Consider the following 13,013-nt stretch of genomic DNA (forward strand, 5'->3'; position numbering starts at 1 on the left):
ATTAGTGTTAAAAAAAGCTGAACAGCTTTTGTTCAGCTTTTTCTAATCTATTTTTTGTAGACTTGTTTTTTTTCATTTTTTACTTCTCTTAAAAATTGTGGCAGGGCCATCATCCGTTTTAATCTAAGCGGCTGTTTGATCAAACGATACAACCATTCACTATTTAATTGTATGAAGATTTTTGGGGCCCGCTTTGCTTTTCCGGAAAGCACATCAAAACTTCCGCCTACACCCATTAACAAGCCTTTTGAAGCAGTAGCTAAATAGCTCTGGATCCATTGTTCCTGTCTCGGATAACCGATAGCAACAAAGACCATGTCGGGTTGTGTTGCTTGAACCGATTCAATGATTGAAGCGTCAGACAAATCAAAATAGCCGTTCCTTGAGCCAACAAGATTGATTGAAGGATAAAACGTTTGAACTTTAGCCACCGTTCGTTGCAACACATCTTCTTTTGCACCCAATAAATAAATCCGGCTGCCTTTACGATTAGCTTCTTCAAGCAAAGCCAACATGAGGTCATAACCTGCGACCCGTTCGATAATTGGCGTTCCTAATATTTTCGATCCTTTTATAATGCCGATCCCGTCAGCAATTATATAGTCTGCTTTAGTTATAAGTGACATATAAGCAGGATTCCTTTTTGCATACATGACGATTTCTGGATTGGCTGTAACCACAAAGGATTTTTGATTGTGTTCGACTCGCTCCATTAATTCTTCAAGGAATGTCTCTTTTGTTTTATTGTCAAAAGGCACTCCTAATACCGATACTTTTTTTTGCTCCATAATTGCTAACCATCCTTAAACCCTTTTACTAATCTAATCATTTTATCTATCATACCATTGAATGAGAGAAGAGATAAAGCAAAGCTTTCTTATTTTTTTATTAAAATAGAAAGAAAATTGATAAACAAGCTTATTTTGAATGCAGCAAGAATACTTTTGGTACTTTAGAATGGAACCGGACCAATTCTTTGCTAGTCGGGTGTATCAAAGCTAAAGTAGTCGCGTGCAAACCTAAACGTTTTAAGGGATTAGATGTTGCACCATATTTTTTATCGCCTGCAACGGGATGACCAAGGGTCTCCATATGCACTCGAATTTGGTTTTTACGACCGGTTTCTAAGTGCGCTTCCAACAAAGTAAAGTCCTCGTTGTTACGTATTTTTTTATAATGTGTAATAGCCAATTTTCCGCCGTTATCATACGTAGCAGAATGAACTTTCATCGCTTTGCTTTCAGTTAACCAGTTTTTGATCGTGCCTTCTTCTTCAGTAACTACACCTTCAACTAGCACGGTATAGATCCGTTCTTTAACAATTTCGCGCCAATTTTCTTGCATTTCTTGTTTGATCTGTTCCGTTTTTGCGAAAACCATTACACCAGAAGTATCTCGGTCCAAACGATGGACCACATAGATTCGATTGTTGTGATCTTCTTGTTTGACATAATTGATCAATTGACGGTGTGCCGTTAATTCTTGGGCAAATTTAGCCGCAATCGACAATAATCCAGCTTCTTTATCGATCACAATAATGGCATCATCTTCATACATGATGGTCATCCCGACTAAGGCTGTTTCTTTGATTGCTGCTTTATTGGATTGAATCGCGATTATTTGACCTGGCAGTAAAGGTTGATTGTGTTTTTTGATCAATTTTCCATCAACGGTCACTTGACCTCTTGTTAAAATCGATTTCACTGAATTACGACTGGTATGTGGCAGGATGCTTAATAAAAAAGGCAATAATTCCATTGGTTCAGTCACTGTATAGAGTTGATTGTTGGTATTTTTTTTAGGTGTATAGGTTACTTTTTTAGCCATTAAAACCACTCGCTCTCATTAATTGTTCTGTTAATAGAGTATAACGGAAAAAGAAACAAAAATAACCCTAAAGTAAGAAAAATTCAAATAGAAAGCCCTTTAAAGGAAGAATGAGGCAAAAGAAGACTAATTTCGTGCGATCATTGTGAGTAAAAAAGGGGATACAAATGAAACGTTCATAAGAAGGATTCGCAATTTCAAAAAAAAAGCTTATAATAGGATAGAAGAATAAAAATATGACTTGCACGATTAAATAGAAAAGAGGAACGGAAATTGATTACACTAAAATCACAACGTGAAATTGAGGCAATGGATGAATCAGGTGCTTTATTAGCAAATGTCCATGTTGCTTTAAGAGATATTATTAAACCAGGTATCACGAGCTGGGAAATCAATGAATTTGCACACAAATACATTGAAGACCATGGAGCTATCGCAGAACAAATCGGTTTTGAAGGATACGAATACGCTACTTGCGTCAGTATCAACGATGAAATTTGTCATGGCTTCCCAAGTAAGAAAAAAGTTTTGAAAAATGGCGACTTGATAAAAGTCGATATGGTCGTTAACTTGAAAGGCGCTATGTCTGACTCTTGTTGGAGCTACATTGTTGGTGAAGGTACTCCTGAAACAGAAAAATTGATGGATGTCACTAAGAAAGCTCTTTACCTAGGGATCGAACAAGCGCAAGTTGGCAACCGTATTGGCGATATCGGTCATGCTATCCAAACATTTGTCGAAAAAGAAGGCTTTTCAGTTGTTCGCGAATTTATTGGACACGGCATTGGACCCACGATGCATGAAGCTCCATCCGTTCCTCATTATGGTGAAGCCGGTAAAGGTCTTCGCTTGAAAGAAGGCATGGTGATCACGATTGAACCAATGGTCAATACCGGAACATGGAAATCTAAAATGGATGGCAACGGTTGGACAGCCCGCACAAAAGATGGCGGCATCAGCTGCCAATTTGAACACACACTAGCCATCACTAAAGACGGTCCAAGAATCTTGACAGAACAAAAAAACTAATTTTAAAATAACAGCAGTTAATTAGAAATGATAAGTTAGTCAGTAATTACAAAAAAGGTAAAGAGTCCTAGCTAAACTTCAGGTGAAGTTTGGCTAGGGCTCTTTAGTTAGCTAAATTTAAAAAAAGCGGAGATTTGTCAAAGAAATGAACAGAAACTATTTTAAAAATAAGGATTATTTTAATACCCTATCAATGAATACGCTTTTTACTTATACTTATTTAAGCGAAAGACTTTACTAAATGGACTAAAAAGCAAAAAAAGACTGACTGGAGTGGGTATTGTTAAGCATATGAAAAGAAGAAAATTAAAAAAGAACATTAAAATTGTACTCGTACTTATCAGTTTTTTAGTCGTAGCTATTATATTGTGGACCACCACCGTTAAAAAAGAACAGGAAATAGCAGAAGCAAATGCAGTGAGTGAAAAACTTGAAATGGATGCTAGAAAAGTTGTGGAAGAAGAAAGAATAGAAAAAGAAGAGGTAGAAGAAAGGAATGCAATCACTAAAGCAAGACAAACCTTAATTGATGAAACTGAGGCTCTGAATACCGATCGTTCAGGTAATGTTGGATTGGTTTTGCTTAATCAATCAACGGATGAACAGATTGAAGTAAATGCGGGGACTACTTTTACGAGTGCCAGTTTATATAAGTTGTATGTTACATACGCAATATTAACAGAAGTAGATAAAGGGAACCTATCACTGGACACACTCATCAATGAACAAACAGCGGCTACTATTGATCATTATTTAAGAAAGACTATAACATTGTCTAAAAATAAAACGGCCATTGCACTTGCAAATTTACTCGGCTGGGATGTAATAGAAAAGTTTGTCCAAGAGAATGGCTTTTCTGAAACAACTTTTAATACGTCTAATGAAAACGGGATTGCTGTAAGAGGACCGCTTCAAACGACACCTGGGAATGTGGCTGATTTGCTGAATCGTCTAATGGACGGTACCTTGTTGTCAAAATCATCTACGGACTATTTTATGGGTCTCCTGGCTGATCAACAGTTAGATTATGCTCTCAGTACCGGATTATCCGATGATGTCAGTTTCGCGCACAAAACAGGCATTTTAGACAGCGTATCGCATGATGCAGGTATCATTACCGACTCAGATGGAGAAGAGTATATAGCTGTTGTCATGAGCGATGGCTGGACCAATGCAACGGAAGAAGCCAAACCCATTTTTATTGAAACAGGTCAATCGATCATGGATTACTTGTCTGCACAATAACAAACGGCTAATGGAGCTTTTATCGTTTCATGTTGTCAGGTAAATAAAATGAAACGTAGAGTATTGAATGATAAATAGTTATTGTGATTCAAATGGTTAAATAAGTTCGAAAATAACTGTGAAAGTTCAGTTGTTTCCGAATTTTTTTGTATTGTTTGGTATACTAAGTTGAGTAAAGGAGTTGTATTTATGAAAGAGAGAGTTATTTACGCTGATATTCTACGGGTAGGAGCCACTTTTTTGGTGATCGCCATTCATATTATCTCACGTGATTTTGACTTGTATGCAATCGATTCCTACCAATGGCAGACATTGAATGTCTTCGATAGTTTTGCTCGTATGAGCGTACCGCTGTTTTTTATGATGAGCGGAATCTTTTTTTTAGATCCGAAAAAAGCTTTCTCCATTAGAAAATTCTACAAGAAGAATGTTTTTCGACTAATAACGTCGTTTATTTTTTGGTCAGCTTTATACGCTGTCATTTTCACTTGGAATGAATACCGCACCTTCGACTCAGAAGTCTGGGGAGTAATGGTTGAAGCCTTCAAAGAGGGACATTTTCATTTGTGGTTTCTTTTTCGAATGATTGAAATTTATGTCATGATCCCTTTTTTACGAAAAATCGCTGAAGACAAAAAAATGATTCTTTATCTGATTGCTTTTTGCTTTTATATTGGCTTTATTCTACCGTCTTACCATGAATTCCCCGTCAGCTCGACGGTGACCTTTGCTGAAAGAGGCATTAACTTGGATATCACCTTTGGTTATGTCGGCTATTTCTTTGCGGGTTATTACCTGGCACATTATGATTTAAGCAAATGGGTGAAACGAGCGATTTATCTATTAGGATTAGCTGGGTTGACCAGTACTATTGTAATAACAAGTTTAGAATCGCTAAAGCAGGGAGAGCACTATGATCTTCCTTATCAATACTTGACACCAAATGTGTTCTTAATGAGTATAGCCGCTTTTTTATTGGCAAAAGAAAAATTGCATCCAAAGACTGTTTCGGCTAAATTTAAACAGATACTGTTAGAACTCTCTGCTTATTCATTTGGAATTTATTTAGTCCATGTGTTGATTATCTTCCTTTTATGGGAGACAGGGATAACTAGCTTGTTTAGTAGTCCCATTCTCTCCATACCAATTTTAACGATAGTCGTTTTTGGTATCAGCTACATCTGTGTTAAAGCAATCGCTTTGTTACCCTTTTTCAAACGGTTTATTCTATAAAACACTTATTTCATAAAATAAGTGTTTTATTTTTTTAATCTAAATCGGTATAATGGTGATTGGTTTTGAAAAAGGAGTTTGAGTATGTCAGAAAATAGTCAATTGGGTAAGACAGAGTTAAAGAAAAAAGAAATAAAAAAATTCGGCACTATTTTGATTCAAAAATACCGCGAAGCTGAAGTTTGGAATTCAGGAGCGATTATTAGTTATTATTTCTTATTATCCGTTTTCCCGGTTATTGTTGTGATTGGAAACGTATTGCCGTACTTGCGCTTAGATGCTACAGAATTATTGCCGTACATTGAAAATGCTGTACCAAACTATTTTTTTGCTCAAGTAGAAGAGTTGTTAAAGAGTTGGTTTACACGTAGTAGTGGAGGGATTTTGTCTATTGCGGCGATTGGAGCTTTATGGTCAGCTAGTCGAGGAATGACCGCAATGCAAGTGAGCATGAATAAAGCCTATGGTGCAGAACCTAGAAGAAATGTCGTAATCATTAGATTATTTTCGCTGATCTTAACGACCTTGATGATCTTTAGTATCATGGCACTCGTCATTGTTTTTGGATTTGGACAATTGATATTAGAATACATTAGCCCAATCATTGACTTACCTGTAACAATCAGTGAGACCTTTCAAAGCTTGAGATGGCCAGTAACTATGATTGTACTGTTCATCATTTTTTGTGTGTTGTACTTTTTTGTCCCGCATGCAAAAATCGCGTTTAAAAGCGTTCTGCCTGGAGCGGCGTTTTCAACGATTGGCTGGATGTTGGTTTCTCAAGGTTTTGCTGTATACGTTGAATATTTCGCTGTTGGTGCCCAAAGTTATGGAACGATTGGAACGTTCATGATTATGTTGATTTGGTTACAAGTCATTGGGGCGTTAATGACTGCGGGTGCAGTGATCAATGCTGCAATAGAAGTGTATCAAACAGGTACACTCAATGAGGCTGATCCATCACGGATTGAAAATTATATCCGTGCTAAAGTGAAAATTATTTTTGGGAAATAAAGAAAAAAAGTCTAGGATAAGAATAAGCTGCACATCAAAATTCACTTTCCAAATAGGAGAGTGAAATTTTTTGGATTACATTAATGAGTGGAAGCTATCAATAGTCTAATAGAAATTTCTTCCGAAATAACGGGTTTACTTGTGGAGAGCCATTGGACCGCCCGAAGCCTGAAAGGAAGTCTTCAAGGCTTTAAGACTCAAACAGGGCGTAAGTTCTGACGCATAATGCTCGTTATAGCTACTCAAACGGAAAATCGACTTTGAGTTACACGAACTAAAACTCGTTGCAGCTACTCAAATGGAAAATCGACTTTGAGTTACACAAACTAAAGCCCGTTGCAGCTACTCAAACGGAAAATCGACTTTGAGTTACACGAACTAAAGCTCGTTGTGACTACTCAAACGGAAAATCGACTTTGAGTTACTCGAACTAACGCCCGTTGCAACTACTTAAACGGAAAATGATCTTTTTTTGTGATACTCCTACATGAAACCAATGCTAACGAATAAGTGACCACCTTTTTTTGTCTCACACATTCGTGAAGCGTCCTTAGATGGATGAGTGCTGCTCTTTTTTAGTGCTACTGTTCAGTTGAAGGCCAATGTATGAAAGAGTGGCCCTAGCTTGACAATCAAAATAGCTAAAAAATCCAATAAAAAAATTCATGCTTACTTCTGATGAAATTAGTCCATCAATAGTGAGCATGAATTTTTTATAGATAAGATTATTGTTCAACGTTGCTTTATTCGTATCCGTTTGGATTGTTTTCTTGCCATTTCCATGAATCACGGCACATGTCTTCTAAGGTGTGTTCAGCATGCCAGCCTAATACTTGGTCAGCTTTTGATGCATCTGAATAACAAGTGGCAATGTCGCCAGGACGTCGCTCTGAAATTGTATAAGGAACTTTTTTGCCAGTCGCTTTTTCGAAATTTGTTACAACGTCTAGTACACTATAGCCTTTTCCAGTTCCAAGGTTGTAAGCTTCAATGCCTTCTGAAGCAAGAATCTTTTCAACCGCTTTTAAATGTCCTTTAGCTAAATCAACTACATGAATGTAGTCACGCACACCGGTACCATCTGGAGTATCATAGTCGCCACCAAAGACGCTCAAGTGATCACGTTTTCCTACAGCTACTTGTGTGATATATGGCATCAAGTTGTTTGGGATACCGTTTGGATCTTCTCCAATTCGTCCGCTTTCGTGCGCACCAATGGGGTTAAAATAACGCAATAACGCAATGCTCCAAGAAGGATCTGCAGCATATACGTCTTGCAAGATTTGTTCAATCATCATTTTTGTTGTGCCATAAGGATTCGTTGTGCTTAACGGCAGGTCTTCAGTCAATGGCGAAACATTGTCCATTCCATAAACGGTAGCAGAAGAACTGAAAACTAATTTTTTAACATCATATGCTTTCATTAATTCGGCAAGGACAAAAGTACTCGTTAAGTTGTTATGGTAATATTTCAGTGGTTCGCTGACTGATTCACCAACCGCCTTGTAACCGGCGAAATGAATAACGGCTTCTATATCATGGATTTTAAAGACGGCTTCTAAATCTGTTTTATTTAGGACGTCTACTTCATAAAAAGAGAACGTTTTTCCGGAAAGTTCTTTGATTCGATTCAATACTTCCGGTTTGCTGTTAGAAAAATTATCTACGATGACAACATCATGACCGGCGTTCAACAATTCTACGGTTGTATGGCTGCCAATGTATCCGGCACCACCTGTTACTAAAATAGCCATTTCTATCCCTCATTTTTTCGAATTTTTAATTTCAATTGATATATCTAACATGGTTAAGTCTACTCATTGAATGAAAAGAAGTCAACGCAAACCCATTTGAAATGGATAAAGGTTTAGGCTTGAAACAGCGAATAGTCTTTAGGAAACTGTAATGTTTCAGTCAACTGATTATGCTATAATAAGCAAGTCTTGCATTACTAAAAGTGAAAGGGGTATAACGATGAGTAAGGTATCAATTATTATGCCTATTTATAATGTTGCTGAGCAGCTAGAGAAAGCGATTCAGTGTGCGATAAAACAAACCTATAAAAATATCGAAATTATTTTAGTGGATGATGGTTCAACGGATGGATCAGGAGCCATATGTGACCAATATCGTTTAAAAGATACGCGTATTATTGTCATCCACCAAGAAAATGCCGGTTCAGGTTTTGCCAGAAATGCAGGATTAGATCAAGCAACTGGCGAGTATATCTATTTTGCTGATCCAGATGATTACTTTGAATCAACTCTAATTGCAGCATCAGTTGCGAAAGCAACAGAAGCAACTGCTGATATAGTGGTGTTCGGGTACTTCGATGAGGTCGTAGATAAAGAAGGAAAAGTCACAACAACTGAAAAACTGCCTAAGTTAAATGGACGCTTTGATCAAGAAGCGTTCAGAGACAATTTTAGGGATTATTACGCCTTATCTCCATATGCTTTATGGAACAAACTATTCAACCATGCTTTTTTGAAAAAACACAACTGTCGATTTACCAATCAAAAAGTGGGGCAGGATGCTTTATTCAATCAACGAACAGGATTTGATGTAGCAACGGTTTATTTTGATCAACAAGCTTATTACCATTATGTCTTTCGTGAAGGGTCGGCGGTTAATCGCTACCGTAAAGAACGCTTTTTTTATGAATACAACATTGCCAGTCAGTTTGAAGAGTGGATGGTTTACTGGAAGAAAGACGAAGCATACCACGATTTAGTGAATCAGCACTATTGGGGTGCATTGTACTTAGAATTGAGTAACTTGTCTTGGGAAGATTGTCCGCTAGCGAATTCTGAAAAAGAGGAACACATTGAAGAGTTGATGGAAAATCCTAAAATCAAACAAGCTATTTCTGAAATAGAGACTGAAAAAGAAAAGAATACATTTGTAAAAATTTTGATCCTACTCTTAAGATATGGAAAGTATTCAGCCGCCATAAAAGTGATGCAGCTGAGAGTGACGGTCGGAAAGAAATTCCAAAAGAGTTTCAAAGCAATTAAAAAGAAATTTGGATAATCAATTAATGACGAAGGAGTTGATGGAGCATGGGGATGGCTGAGGAATTTAAAAAGGGCATTTTTTACAGTGCCCTAGGAAAATATTCCAATGTTGTGATCCAGTTAATGGTCACTGCAGTGCTTTCCAGAATATTAACTCCAGAAGAGTATGGAATAGTTGCAGTAGTAAATGTTTTTTTGATTTTTTTCCAAATGTTAGCTGATTTTGGGATTGGCCCGGCAATCATTCAAAACAAAACTTTGTCAAAAAAGGAAATCAACACTATTTTTGGGTTCTCGCTTTACTTAGCTTTATTTTTAGCAATCGTGTTTGTGTTTCTAGGGTACCCAATCAGTGCATTTTATAATAACGAAGTTTATAAACCAATCAGTATCGTTTTAGCTTTTTGTGTGTTTTTCTATGGTATTTTAGTAGTGCCTCAATCGATGTTATTAAGAGATAAAAAATTCAGTATAGTGAATATGATAACGGTACTGGCAAATGTTGCAGCAGGAATCGTGGCGATTGTACTGGCCCTAAACGGCTTTAGTTATTATGCATTAATCATCAGTAACACAGTCAAAGCAGCTTTATTATTTGTTATTTTCTATATTAAGACAAATTTAACACCTGATTTAAAAATAGACCGTGAACCATTGAAAAAAATTTTTAGTTTCTCAAAAAACCAATTTTTATTCAACTTTATCAATTATTTCTCGAGGAACTTAGATAGCATATTGATTGGAAGGTATCTTTCAACGAGTTCTTTAGCTTTTTATGATAAAGCTTATCAAGTATCGTTATATCCCAATCAAATTCTAACAAATGTCATTTCACCTGTGATCCAACCGATCATGTCCAACTATGAAACAAATCTTGCAAAAATAAAATCGGTTTATTTAAAAATCACAACCATATTGGCCACGATTGGCTTGCCATTATCGGTCTTTTTAGTCTTTCATTCCAATGATATCATTTTATTTTTGTTTGGGGATCAATGGGGCGGAAGTGTCGTAACGTTCCAAATTTTAGCTTTATCGGTTTGGATCCAAATGATATTAAGCAGTACGGGAGCTATCTTTCAATCTGCTAATCGGACAGATTTATTATTACTTTCGGGCGTGTTATCCGCAGTGGTTACCGTTACGGCTATTGTGATTGGGATCATAGCGGGCAGGATTGAATCTGTAGCCTGGATGGTTATCATAGCTTTTACGATAAACTTTATACAGACAAATTACTTATTGATGTACAAGTTATTTAAATCAAACTTTAGTGAGATTGGCAAAGCCTTAAGCAAACCCGTTATTATGGCCTTGATTCAAATAGTATTTTTTTTGCTTATCCCCCGTTTTCCTTTTTCAAGTTTTGTGAACCTGATGATCAATGGAATTATCTTTGTCATTTTATTTGTAATAGGGCTGATTCTTACAGGACAAATGAAACTGTTAACTGAAGTTATTAAGAAAAAATAGCGAGTACTCGTTTGGGGAGGAAGAACAAGATGCAGCAAGACTCTTTAGTTTCAGTAATCGTACCGGTTTACAATGTGGAGATGTATATCGAAGAGTGTCTAGATTCGATTGTAAATCAGACCTACCAAAACCTTCAGATTATTGTAGTTGATGATGGAAGTACTGATGAAAGCAATAAAAAAGTAAGACCTTATTTATCTGATTTAAGGGTTCAACTGATTAAACAAGCCAATATTGGTCTCTCAGGAGCGCGAAACACTGGGCTGGAAGCCGCAAATGGGAAGTATGTACTATTTGTAGACTCTGACGATTATTTAGTCTTAGAGGCTATTGAAGAGCTAGTTGATGGACTAGAAAAGAATCAAGCAGACCTTATTCGCTTTAATGGCAAAGCCTTTTTAGATGGATTAAATGAGCCAATCAACCAAAATAATTATGATTTTAGTCATCGGCTGCAAGAAGGAATAATCTATACAGCTGACCGTTTTGAAATGAATCGACGGACATTCGCTTCACCGGTATACTTGTACATGGTAAAACGAGAGGTCATTGAACAAAATCAGTTGTCTTTTTATGAAGGCATCCTGCACGAGGATGAGCTGTTCACAACTCAGGTTTTTTTAACTAGTCAGTCAATGATTTATGTAAATTCTTTTTACTACAATAGAAGATACCGTGAAAATTCGATTATGACGGATCAAAGTCAAGAAAGAATCAGACGAACAGTTGATTCTTATCTTGTTATTTTTAAAGAACTAGAGAAAATGTATTTGAATAAATCGTATTCTAAAGAACAAAAAAAATTAATCAAAAGGCAAATGCTATCGATTTATTCAGGATTGAACAATAGTAACTTCAATAAAATCGAAAAAGAAAACAGGATAAAAGAATTAAAAGGCATTACTATAATAGATAAAGCTTATCTTTCTATAAAAAGAATCATTAGTAAATCATTTGTTTAAAAAATATGATTAGTTGTTTTGGAGGTTAAGATTATGAAAAAAATAAAAGTACTGACTATTTTTGGTACGCGGCCAGAAGCTATAAAAATGGCACCCCTAGTAAAAGAACTCAATAAACAATCTGAGCGCTTTGAATCTATAGTAGCGGTGACCGCTCAACATCGTGAAATGTTAGATCAAGTTTTACAGACATTTAATATTATTCCTAACTATGATTTAGATATTATGAAAAAAAATCAAACATTATCTGAAATCACTTCAAATGTTTTAACAGGATTGGATAAAATTATGAAAGAAGCTAAACCAGATATAGTATTGGTTCATGGCGATACGACGACTACTTTTGCGGCAAGTATTTCTGCTTATTATAATCAAATTAAAGTAGGTCATGTGGAAGCAGGGCTTCGCACGTGGGATAAATATTCTCCTTTCCCTGAAGAAGTGAATCGCCAATTAACTGATGTCATTGCAGATATATATTTTGCACCGACAAGTGAAAGTAAATTGAATTTATTGAAAGAAAATCACCCTGAAGAAAAGATTTTCATTACCGGAAATACAGCCATTGATGCTCTTAAAGAAACAATCAAAAAAGATTATCATCATACTGTTCTTGAAAATGTTAATCCTGATAGTAAACTTGTCTTAGTCACGATGCATCGCCGCGAAAATCAAGGCGAGCCAATGGAACGAGTATTTAAAGCAATACGCCAAGTCGTTGATCAACAACTTGATGTTGAAATCATTTATCCGGTTCACTTAAATCCAGTTGTTCAACAGATGGCTGAAAAAGTTTTAGGCAAACACCCGAGAATCCACTTGATTGCCCCGCTTGAAGTAATGGATTTCCATAATTTAGCGGCTAAAAGCTATATGATCATGACCGATTCTGGTGGTGTTCAAGAAGAAGCTCCTTCCTTAGGAGTACCTGTGTTAGTACTTCGGGATACAACTGAAAGACCAGAAGGAGTAGCGGCTGGCACCCTTAAGTTAGTTGGTACCGAAACGGAAATAATTATTAAAGAAATGACTACTTTATTAGTAAATAAAGAAGCACATGAAAAAATGGCTAAAGCTGCTAATCCTTACGGTGATGGAGCAGCTAGCAAAAGAATTTTAAACTCTATCGCATATGTGTTGAATCTTGAAAATGAGAAACCACAAGATTTTGTTAATGAAACTGTAATTAAAGCAGAAGAAAGTAGGGTTTGAA

The 13,013-nt window shown here is 36.3% G+C and carries 11 protein-coding genes; 8 read left to right on the forward strand and 3 right to left on the reverse strand.

Features of this window, described 5'->3' with window-relative positions; all coding sequences use genetic code 11:
- Window positions 1-47: 47 nt before the first annotated feature.
- Complete coding sequence (locus BP17_RS04695) at window positions 48-788, reverse strand: WecB/TagA/CpsF family glycosyltransferase (protein ID WP_035052162.1); 741 nt, start codon at window positions 786-788, stop codon at window positions 48-50.
- A gap of 130 nt (window positions 789-918) precedes the next feature.
- Window positions 919-1,827, reverse strand: a complete 909-nt coding sequence (locus tag BP17_RS04700; protein ID WP_035052164.1) for an RluA family pseudouridine synthase — start codon at window positions 1,825-1,827, stop codon at window positions 919-921.
- Window positions 1,828-2,100: 273 nt separating this feature from the next.
- Between BP17_RS04700 and map the strand changes: the two genes are divergently transcribed.
- The 4 genes from map (at window position 2,101) to BP17_RS04720 (ending at window position 6,348) form a co-directional block, all read left to right on the forward strand.
- Window positions 2,101-2,856: a type I methionyl aminopeptidase gene (gene map / locus BP17_RS04705; protein WP_035052166.1), complete on the forward strand. Its 756-nt coding sequence runs from the start codon at window positions 2,101-2,103 to the stop codon at window positions 2,854-2,856.
- A gap of 291 nt (window positions 2,857-3,147) precedes the next feature.
- Entirely contained in the window at window positions 3,148-4,101 is a 954-nt protein-coding gene (locus tag BP17_RS04710; RefSeq protein WP_035052167.1) for a serine hydrolase, read from the forward strand.
- Window positions 4,102-4,290: 189 nt separating this feature from the next.
- Entirely contained in the window at window positions 4,291-5,334 is a 1,044-nt protein-coding gene (locus BP17_RS04715) for an acyltransferase (protein ID WP_035052169.1), read from the forward strand.
- A gap of 84 nt (window positions 5,335-5,418) precedes the next feature.
- A complete protein-coding gene (locus tag BP17_RS04720) occupies window positions 5,419-6,348 on the forward strand; it encodes a YihY/virulence factor BrkB family protein (RefSeq protein ID WP_035052170.1) in 930 nt (309 codons plus the stop codon).
- A 743-nt stretch (window positions 6,349-7,091) separates the two neighbouring features.
- Here BP17_RS04720 and galE read toward each other — a convergent pair.
- On the reverse strand, window positions 7,092-8,102 hold the full coding sequence (galE, locus tag BP17_RS04725) for a UDP-glucose 4-epimerase GalE (protein ID WP_035052171.1): 1,011 nt from the start codon (window positions 8,100-8,102) through the stop codon (window positions 7,092-7,094).
- Window positions 8,103-8,322: 220 nt separating this feature from the next.
- On the opposite strand from galE, the gene BP17_RS04730 reads away from it, so the two are divergent.
- The 4 genes from BP17_RS04730 to wecB are packed head-to-tail and all read left to right on the forward strand — an operon-like array spanning window position 8,323 to window position 13,012.
- Window positions 8,323-9,381 carry a glycosyltransferase gene (locus BP17_RS04730; RefSeq protein WP_035052173.1) on the forward strand — a complete coding sequence of 353 codons (1,059 nt, stop codon included), beginning with the start codon at window positions 8,323-8,325 and terminating at the stop codon, window positions 9,379-9,381.
- A gap of 35 nt (window positions 9,382-9,416) precedes the next feature.
- Entirely contained in the window at window positions 9,417-10,838 is a 1,422-nt protein-coding gene (locus tag BP17_RS04735; protein WP_232219599.1) for a lipopolysaccharide biosynthesis protein, read from the forward strand.
- Between the two features lie 29 nt (window positions 10,839-10,867).
- Window positions 10,868-11,800 carry a glycosyltransferase gene (locus tag BP17_RS04740; RefSeq protein ID WP_035052177.1) on the forward strand — a complete coding sequence of 311 codons (933 nt, stop codon included), beginning with the start codon at window positions 10,868-10,870 and terminating at the stop codon, window positions 11,798-11,800.
- Between the two features lie 33 nt (window positions 11,801-11,833).
- Window positions 11,834-13,012, forward strand: a complete 1,179-nt coding sequence (wecB, locus tag BP17_RS04745; protein WP_035052179.1) for a non-hydrolyzing UDP-N-acetylglucosamine 2-epimerase — start codon at window positions 11,834-11,836, stop codon at window positions 13,010-13,012.
- Window position 13,013 lies beyond the last annotated feature (1 nt).

Origin of the sequence: Carnobacterium pleistocenium FTR1, from assembly GCF_000744285.1 — a bacterium.
GTDB lineage: Bacteria > Bacillota > Bacilli > Lactobacillales > Carnobacteriaceae > Carnobacterium_B > Carnobacterium_B pleistocenium.

Bases quoted from the DNA above. Each gene is read 5' to 3' on its own strand.
- galE (WP_035052171.1), bottom strand. From the start codon at position 8,102: ATGGCTATTTTAGTAACAGGTGGTGCCGGATACATTGGCAGCCATACA.
- BP17_RS04695 (WP_035052162.1), bottom strand. From the start codon at position 788: ATGGAGCAAAAAAAAGTATCGGTATTAGGAGTGCCTTTTGACAATAAA.
- BP17_RS04710 (WP_035052167.1), top strand. From the start codon at position 3,148: ATGAAAAGAAGAAAATTAAAAAAGAACATTAAAATTGTACTCGTACTT.
- BP17_RS04735 (WP_232219599.1), top strand. From the start codon at position 9,417: ATGGCTGAGGAATTTAAAAAGGGCATTTTTTACAGTGCCCTAGGAAAA.
- BP17_RS04720 (WP_035052170.1), top strand. From the start codon at position 5,419: ATGTCAGAAAATAGTCAATTGGGTAAGACAGAGTTAAAGAAAAAAGAA.
- BP17_RS04740 (WP_035052177.1), top strand. From the start codon at position 10,868: ATGCAGCAAGACTCTTTAGTTTCAGTAATCGTACCGGTTTACAATGTG.
- wecB (WP_035052179.1), top strand. From the start codon at position 11,834: ATGAAAAAAATAAAAGTACTGACTATTTTTGGTACGCGGCCAGAAGCT.
- BP17_RS04700 (WP_035052164.1), bottom strand. From the start codon at position 1,827: ATGGCTAAAAAAGTAACCTATACACCTAAAAAAAATACCAACAATCAA.
- BP17_RS04715 (WP_035052169.1), top strand. From the start codon at position 4,291: ATGAAAGAGAGAGTTATTTACGCTGATATTCTACGGGTAGGAGCCACT.
- BP17_RS04730 (WP_035052173.1), top strand. From the start codon at position 8,323: ATGAGTAAGGTATCAATTATTATGCCTATTTATAATGTTGCTGAGCAG.